Source organism: Branchiibius sp. NY16-3462-2, assembly GCF_001594145.1.
Lineage (GTDB): Bacteria > Actinomycetota > Actinomycetes > Actinomycetales > Dermatophilaceae > Branchiibius.
In genome coordinates this window covers 189921-201294 of the sequence record NZ_LVCF01000025.1, presented here as the reverse complement: position 1 = coordinate 201294, position 11374 = coordinate 189921, and the positions used below count along the sequence as shown (strand labels likewise).

Below are 11374 nucleotides of genomic sequence, written 5' to 3'. Positions count from 1 at the left end.
GGCCGTGGCCACGGTGGGAGCGTTTTTCGGCGTCGGAGACCCGTGGCGACGACCGTTGCCGCAGGCGTGGTGGCGTCGGGACATCGCGATCGCGATTGCCTTTGTCGTGGTTGGTGCGCTCGGCCTGGAGCTGGAGCGCAGCCTCGGCTCCCTGAGCACGATCACCGCGCCGGTGGTGGTGCAGCATGTGCCGTTGGTGCTTGCGGGTGTGGTCATCGTGTGGCGGCGACGTCTGCCGATCGCGACGGTGCTGGCGGTCACCGTGCTGTGGATCGTTTCGGGAATCCTGTGGCCACCGCTGGCGACCAGCATCGTGTTGCAATTCCTCTATCTCGCAGCCTTTTACGCGGCGGTGGCGTGGGGTGCACCGCGGGGTCGGACGATGACCGTCGTGGGGTTGTGTGTCGCGGCGCTGATGGTGTGGGTGACCATCGACCTGGTCAACCGGACCAAGTTGCAGGGGCAGCCCTCACCGGGCCCGTTGCCCTATCCCGCCGCCCTCACCGGGTACATCTACTTGATCAACGCCATCTATTTCGGCGGCGCGATCCTGGGTGGGGCGCTTGACTGGCGTAATGCCCGCCAGCGGGCGGCGCTGGCCGACCAGGCGGGTCTGATCGAGGTGCAGGCCGCACAACTGCGCGACCGTTCCGTGGTCGACGAGCGGTTGCGCATCGCTCGCGAACTGCACGATGTGGTGGCGCATCACGTTGCGTTGATGGGGGTGCAGGCCGCTGCTGCGCGTCGCGTGCTCACGGTCGACCCGCCGGCAGCGGCTGGCGCGTTGGAAACCGTTGAGTCCTCGGCGCGTTCGGCCGTGACCGAGATGCGCTCCCTCGTGGGCACGTTGCGTGGCGATGACGCCGAGTCGCGGACACCGGCGCCGACCCTTGCGGACGTCCCAGCGCTGGCAGCCCAGTTCTCAACGTTGGGTCTTGGCGCGACGTACGTTCTGGTGGACGAGGACGGGCTGGCGGACCGGGTGCCGGCCGCGACCGGCTTCGGGGTCTACCGGGTGGTGCAGGAGGCGCTGTCCAACGTGCGCGCCCACTCGTCAGCGGCGACCGCGTCGGTGACGGTGCGCGTGACGCGCGCCGGTGATGGAGCGTACGTCGAGGCGGAAGTCCTCGACACCGGCTCGCCGTTGCCGGGCACGAGAGGAACGGGCCTCGGGCTGCAGGGGATTCGGGAACGGGTCGCGGCGCTCGGGGGTGAGGCGGAGATCGGGCCGCGGGCTACGGGTGGCTTCCGGGTGCGAGCCCGGATCCCCTTCTTGCTGTGAATGTTTCGCTAGTTGGTGGTATCGGCGACGATGGTTACGCCGACACTCTGGGTTCCGCGACGTAGACCGTCCTGATAGTCGAGGGTCACTCCGTCGACCTCTACCGTGCCGACGCGCGTAGGTGTGACCGCCAGTACCACGTCGGAGTCGTCGTCGAGGGTGCGCGTCCCGGTGCCCAACGGCTCGACGCTGCGGCACACCTCGTGGAGCGTGTCGGCGAATCCTGAACCCATACCCAGATTCTTCGTGCGACGAACGCAGTAGAGGAGCGAAAGGTGCGCGTTGCTGGAATTTTCGGTCACGTTGGGACGCGCATCGACGACGTTCACGGTGACGGATCGCTGGGGTAATTGGGTCGGGCCGCCGACCTGGACCGGTGGTCCGCCGGCTGACGAACTCATTGCGAAGCCAGGCAGGTTCCCAGGATCGGGTTCGACCGCCATCCCGAAGTACTCCGTGTGACCGATCCCCGGATGAGCGCCGATGGTGGCCCCGGTGTCAGCGAACGCATGCGGCGTAAGCACCCATCGCGCAGCGACGAAGAGCAGCACGGCCGCGACGGCCAGGGCGGCCGCCGCCCACGCTGCGCCATGACGACGCAAGGGGCTGGCCGGCTCGGGACTCATGAAGGGATTGAACCACCGGGGACTGCCGCGGGAGCAGTGTTTACCTGCGAATGCATCACGACCTCGCGACGCAGGAGCCGCCCCGCCATGCCGCGCAACTGCTCGACCTCGTTGCGGGCGAGCCCCACAGGCACCCGGACGAAGACGTCGATCGGTGGTTCATCGACGGAGGCGACCAGCGATTCGCCGAACAGCCACGCGGTGGCCTGTTCGATCCAGGCTCGGTCGGAGGCGTCGGGATCGTCCGGTGCGGTGGCCGGTGCGGCAGGTTCTGGTTGTGGGTGCCAGCAGCAGTCGCGCGCCTCGATGGCATCGAATCCCATTCGTGCAGCGAGCCATTCGAGCGCCGGAGGTGCTGCATCGAGCAGCAGACCGCGGTCGAGTCGCTGGACGTGCGCGATCTTCGTCGCGGCGAGTTGTTGGCTGACCGCCGGTTGGCTGATCCCGAGTTCCGTGGCCACGGCGTCCTGTGTCACGAGAAGGAAGGTGGCAGCTCGCACCAGGAGCAGCCGCGCCCACCGGGCTACCTGTTCGGCATACCGGCATTGTTCGTAGCTGTCGGTGAGAGGCGGGGCGAGGGTGGCGACGGGTGTCATGCCGCCAGCCCAGCACGGTGAGCCGTGGGCCGCTTCAGCTCAGGGTCGACAGTGTGGACAACGGGCCAGCAGACCGACGCTGTCCGTGGCTGTCGGCGAGCGTCGGGGCGATGGTGTCGTTGGTTTGCTTCATAAGGCGGCCTTATGAAGGCGACTAATTGCAGGGTCGCTCCGGCAGGTGGGGAGGTTGGTGACGCGGGTAATGCCGCCAGCCCAGCACGCCGAGTCGCTCTCAGCCGCGCGGGATGTTGCGCAGGTTGGAGCGGGCCATCGCGACCGCCTCACCGGCGCCACCGTTCAGCACAATCTTGCTCATTGCCGTCGCGAAACCGAAGAGCTGTTCGGAGGTGATCTTGGGCGGGATCGACAGCGCCCGTGGGTCGGTCACGATGTCCACCAGCGACGGCCCGTCGGAGGCCAACGACTCACCGAAGGCCCCTTCCAACTGGCGCGGATCGGTCACCCGGATGGAATGCCACCCCATCGCGGCAGCGATATCCGCGAAATTGACTGAGGGAGTGTCGGTTCCGAAGTCCGGCATGGAGTCGACCAGCATCTCCAGTTTGACCATCCCGAGTGTGGCGTTGTTGAACACCATGACCTTGATCGGGAGGTCGTACATCTTCGCGGTCAGCATGTCCCCCAGCAGCATCGACAGGCCGCCGTCGCCACACACCGCCACCACCTGACGGTTGGGGAAGGCAAACTGCGCCCCCAGCGCCTGCGGCAGCGCGTTGGCCATCGACCCATGCAGGAAGGATCCGATCAACCGGCGGGTTCCCAACGGCTCGATGTAGCGCGCCGTCCACACATTGCACATGCCGGTGTCCGCCGTGAAGATCGCGTCGGGTGCGGCCACCTTGTCCAGGATCGACGCGGCGTACTCGGGATGGATCGGAACCCGCGTCTCGACGTTCTTCGTATACGCACCAACGGCTTTGCTCATCAACCGCTCGTGCTTCTTGAGAGTCTTGGCCAGGAACTTCTGGTCCTTCTTCGGCTCGACGAACTCCTCCAACGCCAGCAACGTCGGCAGGACGTCACCGTGCACCGGGATGTCGACCCCGGTCCGGCGCCCGATGATGGCCGCCCGCCGGTCGACCTGCGCGGTGCGCACATCGGGTAGGAACTGGTTGTACGGGAAGTCGGTCCCGAGCATCAACAACAGCTCAGCGTCTTCGATCCCGGCCGCCGCCGCGCCGTACCCGAGCAGCCCGGTCATCCCTACGTCGTAGGGGTTCTCCCACTGGATCTGGTCCTTGCCGCGCAGACTGTGCCCGATGGGAGCACCGATCTTCTCCGCGAGTGCGATCACCTGGTCGTGCGCCTCACCGGTGCCGTAGCCGGCGAAGATGGCCACCCGGGACGCCGAGTTGATCGCCTCGGCGAGTTGCTGCACGACGGACGGCGCGGGCATCAGGTGCCCGTGCTCGATCGGCACGTACGCCGGGGGCTCGCCTTCCGAGTCCAACGACGCCAGATCGCCGGGCAGCGTCACGACCGCCACACCGCCATCGCCCAACGCGTGCGAGATCGCTGCGTGGACGACGCGCGGAGACTGCTGCGGGGTGCTGACCAGCTCGCTGTAGACGCTGCACTCGTTGAACAGCCGGTCGGGGTGGGTCTCCTGGAAGTAGGACTGCCCGATCTGGGTGCTGGGGATGTGACTGGCGATCGCCAGCACCGGTGCTCCTGTGCGATTGGCGTCGTACAGACCGTTGATCAGGTGCAGGTTGCCTGGCCCGCACGAACCCGCACACACCGCCAGCTCACCGGTCAACTGGGCATCCGCCGAAGCCGCGAACGCCGCCGCCTCCTCATGCCGCACGTGGATCCAGTCGATCCCGCCCTTGGCGCTGCCACCCGTCTCCCGCACGGCGTCCACGATCGGGTTGAGGCTGTCACCCACGATTCCGTAGATCCGGCGCACACCGGCGTCCTGCAGTTGTCCGACAAGTTGCTGGGCGAGTTTCACGAGCGGGTGTCCTCTCGGTCGGCTGGGTCTCCCACGCTAGCCGCTCGATATCGTCGAGCCATGGCTGAGGCACCCTTGCGCATCCTGGTGGTCGATGACCAGGCTCTCGTCCGCAGCGGGTTCGTGATGATGCTCTCGGTCGAACCCGACATCAACGTGGTTGGGGAGGCTGCCGATGGCGCCGAATCCGTCGAAGCTGCAAACCGATTGGCGCCGGACGTGGTTCTGATGGATGTCGAGATGCCTCGTTTGAACGGCATCGACGCCTGCCGCAGCATCGTGGCGGCCGGGACGGCCAAGGTGCTGTTGCTGACGACCTTCGACCGTGACGACTACCTCTTCGAAGGCCTGGCCGCCGGAGCCAGCGGCTTCCTGCTGAAGAACACCAGCCCCGAAGAGTTGGCCGACGCCATCCGCACCGTGGGCCGGGGCTACGCGCTACTGGCCCCCGAGGTCACTCGTCGGGTGATCGAGCGCAGTACGGCGACCCCTACCCCCGCGCCGGACCGCACTCTGGAGCAACTCACCCCGCGCGAGTTGGAAGTCCTGACGCTGGTCGGAAAAGGCCTGTCCAACGCAGAGATCGCGCAGCAGTTGGTCCTGGGCGAAAGCACCGTCAAAACCCACCTATCCAGCGTCCTGGCCAAGTTGCAGCTACGCGATCGGGTGCAGGCCGTCGTACGTGCTTATGAGAGCGGTCTCGTCCTGCCGGGGGAGTAGCGAACAGACAATCTCCGCCCGCGGGCGGATCCGCCCGACCGGGCACCCGCCGTAGCGTCGAAGGCATGTTGGAGCTACGAGACGTCAGCCGAAGGTTCGGCGACCACGTCGCCGTCGACCGGGTCAGTTTCAGCGTGCCGGACGGCGCCATGACCGGGTTCGTCGGCGGCAACGGGGCCGGCAAGACCACCACGATGCGGATGATCATGGGCGTTCTCGCCCAGCACGGCGGCCAGATCGACTGGCAGGGTCGCGCGATCACCATCACCGACCGCCGCGGTTTCGGGTACATGCCTGAAGAACGCGGGCTCTACCCCAAGCAACCGATCCTCGATCAATTGGTGTACCTGGCCCGGCTGCGCGGCCTGAGCGCGCAGGAGGCCACGAGTCGGTCGACCGGACTGTTGGAGCGCTTCGACCTGGCTGATCGCACCGGCGACAAACTGGAGTCGCTCTCCCTGGGTAATCAGCAGCGGGTGCAGATCATCGCTGCGCTGGTGGCCGATCCGACGATGCTCGTCCTGGACGAGCCGTTCTCTGGGCTGGACCCGGCAGCGGTCGATTCGATGGCCGCGCTACTGCGCGAATTCACCGGCCGCGGCGTACCCGTGCTTTTCTCCTCCCACCAACTGGATCTGGTGGAGCGGTTGTGCGACCGGCTGGTGATCCTCTCCCACGGTCAGGTTCTGGCCGAAGGAACGGCCGATGACCTGCGGGCCACCGAGACCGTCCGGCACCGTCTGGTGCTGAGTGGCGACGCCGGCTGGTTGCGCGATCAGAGCGATGTCCGCGTTATCGATATCGACGGTAATTCAGCTGTGCTGCAGCTTGATTCGCCCGATCAGGCCGATGCGGTCCTGCGTGCGGCAATGGCCCGCGGGTCGGTGCTGGAGTTCGGACCGATCCGTCCCAGCCTGGCCGACATCTACCGGGACGTGACCACCGGCAGCGCCCGGGCGAAGCAGGAGGTGCTGGCATGAAAACCAATCAGTTATGGCGGATCGTCGCCGCCCGCGAGATGTCGGTCAAGCTCAAGGACCGCAACTTCATCGTCTCCACGGTCGTCGTCCTGCTCCTGATCGTCGGATCCCTCGCCGTCCAGGGCTATCTCGCCAGCCGGCCCCAGACCACCAAGGTCGCGGTCATCGACCCGGCGGCGGTAGCAGTCACTCAACAGGCCGAGAAGACCGCGCACGCGGCCGGATCGGACAAGGTCACCTTCAAGACCTCGACGTACGCCGATCGACGGGCTGCCGAGGGCGCCGTCACCGACGGCAAGGCGGACGTTGCGCTCCTTCCCACCAGCGACGGCGGCTGGCGACTGGTGAGCAAGTCCAGCAAGGACAGCGCGGCCCAGACCTGGATCCCGCAGGCCGTGCAGCAACAGGCGCTGCAACGCAACGCAGCCGCAGCAGGGGTGTCGATGGACCAGTTGGCCAGGGGCAGCACCGTCAGTTACGACCTGCTGCAGTCCGGAGATGACCAACAGAGCACCGGCAAGATCATCGGTCTGGTCTTCGGTTTCCTGTTCTACATCGCGGCGCTGCTCTTCGGAATGTCCATCGCCAGCAGTGTCATCGAGGAGAAGCAGAACCGCATCGTCGAGATTCTCGCCAGTGCAATCCCGTTGCGGCAGTTGCTGATCGGCAAGGTGGTCGGCAACACCATCCTTGCCCTGGCACAGGTCGCGATCTTCGCGCTCGCCGGCATCATCGGGCTGATCGCGACCGGTCGCAGCGAATTGCTGTCGCAGGTGTCCGGCGGGATCTTCTGGTTCATTCTGTTCTTCATCGTCGGCTTCGTGACCTTCGCCGCGGTGTGGGCGGTCGCCGGTGCGCTCGCGACCCGCAACGAGGACCTGCAGTCCACGTCGACACCGCTGACCATGCTGGTGGTGATCGTCTTCATCGTGGGCATCTCCGGCAGCGGGTTGTTCCTGACGGTCGCCTCCTACATCCCGCTGTTGTCGACGATCGCGATGCCGGTGCGGGTGGTGTCGGGGGACGCCGCCTGGTGGGAGCCGGTGGTGGCGTTGCTGATCGGTCTGGCCGCGGCGCACGTCATCGTTCGCGTGGCGGAGCGGCTCTACCGGCGCTCGTTGCTGCAGACCGGACACCGGCTCAGCTACCGGGAAGCCCTTGCGCTGAGGGACGACTGAGTATTCCCGACATGGTGCGGCGCCTCCTTTCCTCCTAGATTGAGGGAAGGAGTGCGCCGCACGGCGCCGTCACACAAGCGCGGAGACCGTCATGACCGATCAGCAGCCCGATGCTCAACAACTCGACCCCCAGCAACCCGACCCCCAGCAAGCCGACCCTCAGCAGCCGGAGCCGCAGACGCCGCCCGCCTCGCCGTACGCCAATCCGGCTCCCGACGCGAGCCCCGCGGTCGGCTCCAGCGACGTCACCCAGGCGACACCGGTCACCCCGCCGACGCAGGAGACGCCGATCAGCAGCCCGTACGGCGCGCCCTCCTACCGGCCACAGAGCCAGTCGTATCCGCAGGCGCCTCAGCAGTATCCGCCCCAGCCGACCGCCCCGGCACAGTACGCACCCCAGGCCTACCCGGCCCAGCAGTCGGGATACAACCCGGCGCCCGAGTACCAGCCGGATTACAACCAGCCACAGCAGTACGGCCAGCCACAGCAGTACAACCAGCCGCAGCAGTACGGCCAGCCGCCGCAGTATGGCCAGCCCCAGCAGTACGGCCAGCAGTACGCCGCACCGGCCTACGGCGCTCCCGGCTACGGCCAGCCCGCTGCCACCACGACCCCGGTCAGTCCGCTGGCGCGGCTGGGCGCCCTCGGCGCCATCCTGGGTTCGCTCGTGGCCATCGTGGGCTCGTTGCTGAACTGGTTCACCGCGACGCTCAACATCCCGTTGCTGGCCCAGGGCGACATCGGCGTCACCGCCAACGGCGTTGGTGGCGTGGGCGTCACGTTGCCCAACAACTCGGAAGTCCTCCGGCAGTTCGCGGACAACGTGACCTCCGAGGGCGGCATCACTACCGGGTGGATCGTCATCGTCCTTGCGGTGGTGGTCCTCGTTCTCGCCGTCCTGACGCTGCTGGGGAAGCTCCCGCTGCCAGGAGCGATCACCGCCATCGTGGGGGGCCTGATCGTTCTCGGGCTCGCGATCTACAAGATCACCCAGATCTCGACCTTCCTCGACACGGACGAGCTGAAGAGTGCCGGTGTGGCGCTGACTGCGACCTACAAGCCGGGAGTCGGCCTGTGGGTGACGTTGGTCGGCGGAATCCTGATGGCAGCGGCCGGGGTGCTCGGTCTGCTGCGCCGTAGCTGATACCTCCGTCGCGGCGGGGTCGGCGCCCCGTACAGTGATCGCGTGACCCGGATGCTCGTGGCCCTGGACATCGACGGCACGCTGCTGCATTTCGACGGGACTATGTCCGATGAGGTGCGCGACGCCGTCCGAGCGGTCGCCGACGCGGGCCACCACGTGGTCATCGCCACCGGCCGCTCGGTCATCGCGGCCACCCCGGTCGCTGAGCACATCGGCCTGACCCACGGTTATCTGGTGTGTTCCAACGGCGCGGTGACGATCATGCTGGATCCGACCGCGCCCGCGGGTTATCACCTGGTCGAGACCGTCACCTTCGACCCCGGCCCCGTGCTGAGCAAGCTGCGCGACGCCTGGCCCGACGCGACCGTCGCGGTCGAGGTCCTGGGTGAAGGCTTCCTGCTCAGCGCACCGTTCCCCGAGGGTGAGCTCAACGGGGTGCAGAAGGTCGTCTCGTGGGAGGAGCTCGCCGAGCACCCCACGACCCGTCTGACCTTCCGCTCCTCCAGCGGGACCGCCGAGGACTTCCTGGAACTGGCCGAGCGCCTGGGTCTGCACGAGGTCAACTACGCGGTCGGGTTCTCGGCCTGGCTGGACATCAACCCCGAGGGCGTCTCCAAGGCCTCCGCTCTGGAGCAGGTACGCCGATTCCTGGCTGTCGAGCCGGGCGACACCGTTGCGGTGGGTGACCACCGCAACGACCTGGAGATGCTGGAGTGGGCGGCACGCGGGGTGGCGATGGGTCAGGCCCCCGACGAGGTGAAGGCTGTCGCCGATGAGGTCACCGGCACCATCGATGAAGACGGCGCGGCGACCGTCCTGCGCTCGCTGCTGTGACCCTGCACATCACCTCCGCGGCGAACCCGCGGCTGAAGGCATTGGCGACCCTGCGTCGTCGCCGCGGTCGGGAGCAGACCGGGCAGACCCTGGTCGAGGGGTACGACGAGTTGGGGCTGGCGCTGTCCGCCGGCGTACGCCCGGAGACGCTCTTCCTCGCCGAGGAGCTGATGGCTGATCCCACGCGCCAGCAGGACGTGGTCGATGCCGCAGCAGCCGCCGGTGCGGAGATCATCACCCTCAGCCGCGGCGCCTTCGAGAAGGTCGCGTATCGCGAGGGTGCGGACGGTTTCCTCGCAGTCGTCCCGGCCGTGTCCGCACTCCCCGACGAGCTAGAACTGCCGACGCAGCCGTTGCTGCTCGTTGCGGAAGCGGTCGAGAAGCCCGGCAACCTCGGCGCCATGCTGCGCACCGCGGACGCGGCCGGCGTCGATGCCTTCGTGGCGGCCGATCCGGTCACCGACTGGGGCAACCCGAACGTCGTGCGCGCCTCGAAGGGGACTGTGTTCGCAGTGCCGGTCGCCGCCGCCCCCACCACGGCGACGCTGGAATGGTTGTCCGCACGCGGCGTACGTCTGGTGGCAACCACGCCTGACACGGACACGCTGCACACCGAGGTGGACCTGACCGGACCGGTCGCCATCGCGGTCGGTACGGAGAAGACCGGACTGACCGACCAGGTGCTGGACGCGGCGGACGTCAAGGTGCGAATCCCCATGTCCGGCAAGGTCAATTCGCTGAACGTGGCCACGTCAGCGGCCATCGTTCTCTACGAAGCCGTTCGGCAGCGACAAAGCGGAGGTTGACCCCCGATTCGTTGTGCGGGAAGTCAGGTGGCACCATCTGAACATGCGAGTCGATCACGTTGTCTACGCAGCAGAGCCCGATGGTTTGATCGCGACGGCCAAGCGCCTCGGCGATGAGCTCGGCACGGAGCCGGTCGATGGTGGCGTGCACCCACGGTTCGGCACGCGTAACTCGATCATTCCGCTGCTCGATGGCCGCTTCCTGGAGGTCGTGGAGGTCCTGGATCACCCCGCCTCGGACAAGGCGCCCTTCGGGCAGGCGGTCCGCGCCCGCTCCGTCGGTGGTGGCGGTTGGCTGGGCTGGGTCGTCGGCGTCGAGGACATCGCGATCGCGGAGGGTCTGGTGGGCCGCGCCTCGGCACCGGGTCTGCGGCATCGCCCGGATGGCACCGAACTCACCTGGAAGCAGCTGGGTCTGAAGGGTCTGACCAACGACGCGCAGGTGCCGTACTTCATCGAGTGGGGTCAGAACGTCCCGCATCCGTCCACGGACGGTCCGGCCCACGCCTCGCTGAAGGCGATGGCCATCGCCGGTTCCCCGGACCGGGTCCGCGAATGGCTCGGCCTGACCGGTGAGCCCGGTGTTGACCGCGAAGAGTGGGAGCCGGAGATCGCGTTCGACTTCGCCGCGCCGAAGGGCACTCCGGGTCTGCTGTCGGTTACCTTCACCACGCCGGACGGCGACGTCACGATCTGAGCTAGTCGCCGGTCACAACCTGGTAGCCAGCCTCGTCGACGGCCGCGGCGATCAACTCCGGGTCGACCAGATCCTCACTCAGGATCGTCACCGGTGAGTTGCCACCGCTGACCAGTTCGATGTGCACGTCACTGACCCCGTCGATCGCGGTCAGCTCCTCGGTCACCGCGCGCACGCAGTGCTCGCAGGTCATTCCGTTGACGATGACTTGCTGTTCCATATCCGTCTCCTTCTAGCTGCGCACGAGACGCGCGATCGCGGCCGCGGCTTCCTCGACCTTCGCCTGGGCGGCCTCGTCGGACTCCCGGGCCGCGTCCACGACGCAGTGCCCGATGTGGTCCTCCAGCAGGCCGAGACTCACCGACTGCAGCGCCTTGGTGATGGCGCTGATCTGCGTGAGCACATCGATGCAATAGGTGTCTTCGTCGACCATGCGTTGCACGCCACGGACCTGCCCCTCGATGCGACGCAGCCGCTTGAGGTAGTCGTCCTTGCTTCCGGTGTAGCCAGCCATGACTACAGGATACCCCCTTGGG

General features: G+C 67.2%; 13 protein-coding genes. 8 read left to right on the top strand and 5 right to left on the bottom strand.

Annotated elements, in window-relative coordinates; all coding sequences use genetic code 11:
• Positions 1–4 precede the first annotated feature (4 nt).
• Positions 5–1282: a histidine kinase gene (locus AZH51_RS06995; protein ID WP_291522665.1), complete on the top strand. Its 1278-nt coding sequence runs from the start codon at positions 5–7 to the stop codon at positions 1280–1282.
• Positions 1283–1290: 8 nt separating this feature from the next.
• Here AZH51_RS06995 and AZH51_RS06990 read toward each other — a convergent pair whose 3' ends face one another.
• The 3 genes from AZH51_RS06990 to AZH51_RS06980 all read right to left on the bottom strand — a co-directional run bounded on the left by AZH51_RS06990 (position 1291) and on the right by AZH51_RS06980 (position 4479).
• Complete coding sequence (locus AZH51_RS06990) at positions 1291–1908, bottom strand: hypothetical protein (protein WP_291522663.1); 618 nt, start codon at positions 1906–1908, stop codon at positions 1291–1293.
• Positions 1905–2504 (bottom strand): hypothetical protein, encoded by a 600-nt coding sequence (locus AZH51_RS06985; RefSeq protein WP_291522660.1) that lies wholly within the window; start codon positions 2502–2504, stop codon positions 1905–1907. The genes AZH51_RS06990 and AZH51_RS06985 overlap by 4 nt, the downstream gene beginning before the upstream one ends.
• A 232-nt stretch (positions 2505–2736) precedes the next feature.
• Positions 2737–4479 carry a pyruvate dehydrogenase gene (locus AZH51_RS06980; protein WP_291522658.1) on the bottom strand — a complete coding sequence of 581 codons (1743 nt, stop codon included), beginning with the start codon at positions 4477–4479 and terminating at the stop codon, positions 2737–2739.
• 60 nt (positions 4480–4539) lie between these two features.
• Here AZH51_RS06980 and AZH51_RS06975 point away from each other — a divergent pair, with 60 nt between their 5' ends.
• The 7 genes from AZH51_RS06975 to AZH51_RS06945 all read left to right on the top strand — a co-directional run bounded on the left by AZH51_RS06975 (position 4540) and on the right by AZH51_RS06945 (position 10838).
• Positions 4540–5199 carry a response regulator transcription factor gene (locus AZH51_RS06975; RefSeq protein WP_291522657.1) on the top strand — a complete coding sequence of 220 codons (660 nt, stop codon included), beginning with the start codon at positions 4540–4542 and terminating at the stop codon, positions 5197–5199.
• Between the two features lie 65 nt (positions 5200–5264).
• A complete protein-coding gene (locus tag AZH51_RS06970; protein WP_291522655.1) occupies positions 5265–6179 on the top strand; it encodes an ABC transporter ATP-binding protein in 915 nt (304 codons plus the stop codon).
• Positions 6176–7357 carry an ABC transporter permease gene (locus AZH51_RS06965; RefSeq protein ID WP_291522653.1) on the top strand — a complete coding sequence of 394 codons (1182 nt, stop codon included), beginning with the start codon at positions 6176–6178 and terminating at the stop codon, positions 7355–7357. Before AZH51_RS06970 ends, AZH51_RS06965 begins: the two co-directional genes overlap by 4 nt.
• A gap of 91 nt (positions 7358–7448) precedes the next feature.
• Positions 7449–8501: a hypothetical protein gene (locus AZH51_RS06960; protein WP_291522651.1), complete on the top strand. Its 1053-nt coding sequence runs from the start codon at positions 7449–7451 to the stop codon at positions 8499–8501.
• 51 nt (positions 8502–8552) lie between these two features.
• Positions 8553–9335, top strand: coding sequence for an HAD family hydrolase (locus AZH51_RS06955; RefSeq protein WP_291523017.1), 783 nt, complete (start codon positions 8553–8555; stop codon positions 9333–9335).
• Positions 9336–9337: 2 nt separating this feature from the next.
• Positions 9338–10141 carry an RNA methyltransferase gene (locus tag AZH51_RS06950; protein WP_291523015.1) on the top strand — a complete coding sequence of 268 codons (804 nt, stop codon included), beginning with the start codon at positions 9338–9340 and terminating at the stop codon, positions 10139–10141.
• Positions 10142–10184: 43 nt separating this feature from the next.
• A complete protein-coding gene (locus AZH51_RS06945) occupies positions 10185–10838 on the top strand; it encodes a VOC family protein (protein WP_291522649.1) in 654 nt (217 codons plus the stop codon).
• Between the two features lies 1 nt (position 10839).
• On the opposite strand, the gene AZH51_RS06940 is transcribed toward AZH51_RS06945, so the two are convergent.
• Together AZH51_RS06940 and AZH51_RS06935 are read right to left on the bottom strand one after the other, a co-directional pair.
• On the bottom strand, positions 10840–11058 hold the full coding sequence (locus AZH51_RS06940) for a heavy-metal-associated domain-containing protein (RefSeq protein WP_291522647.1): 219 nt from the start codon (positions 11056–11058) through the stop codon (positions 10840–10842).
• A gap of 12 nt (positions 11059–11070) precedes the next feature.
• Entirely contained in the window at positions 11071–11352 is a 282-nt protein-coding gene (locus tag AZH51_RS06935; protein WP_291522645.1) for a metal-sensitive transcriptional regulator, read from the bottom strand.
• Between the last annotated feature and the right edge of the window lie 22 nt (positions 11353–11374).

What these genes read in the sequence shown, in the direction of transcription:
- AZH51_RS06940 (WP_291522647.1), bottom strand. Translation starts at nt 11,058, where the DNA reads ATGGAACAGCAAGTCATCGTCAACGGAATGACCTGCGAGCACTGCGTG.
- AZH51_RS06955 (WP_291523017.1), top strand. Translation starts at nt 8,553, where the DNA reads ATGCTCGTGGCCCTGGACATCGACGGCACGCTGCTGCATTTCGACGGG.
- AZH51_RS06970 (WP_291522655.1), top strand. Translation starts at nt 5,265, where the DNA reads ATGTTGGAGCTACGAGACGTCAGCCGAAGGTTCGGCGACCACGTCGCC.
- AZH51_RS06985 (WP_291522660.1), bottom strand. Translation starts at nt 2,504, where the DNA reads ATGACACCCGTCGCCACCCTCGCCCCGCCTCTCACCGACAGCTACGAA.
- AZH51_RS06975 (WP_291522657.1), top strand. Translation starts at nt 4,540, where the DNA reads ATGGCTGAGGCACCCTTGCGCATCCTGGTGGTCGATGACCAGGCTCTC.
- AZH51_RS06965 (WP_291522653.1), top strand. Translation starts at nt 6,176, where the DNA reads ATGAAAACCAATCAGTTATGGCGGATCGTCGCCGCCCGCGAGATGTCG.
- AZH51_RS06990 (WP_291522663.1), bottom strand. Translation starts at nt 1,908, where the DNA reads ATGAGTCCCGAGCCGGCCAGCCCCTTGCGTCGTCATGGCGCAGCGTGG.
- AZH51_RS06960 (WP_291522651.1), top strand. Translation starts at nt 7,449, where the DNA reads ATGACCGATCAGCAGCCCGATGCTCAACAACTCGACCCCCAGCAACCC.
- AZH51_RS06945 (WP_291522649.1), top strand. Translation starts at nt 10,185, where the DNA reads ATGCGAGTCGATCACGTTGTCTACGCAGCAGAGCCCGATGGTTTGATC.
- AZH51_RS06935 (WP_291522645.1), bottom strand. Translation starts at nt 11,352, where the DNA reads ATGGCTGGCTACACCGGAAGCAAGGACGACTACCTCAAGCGGCTGCGT.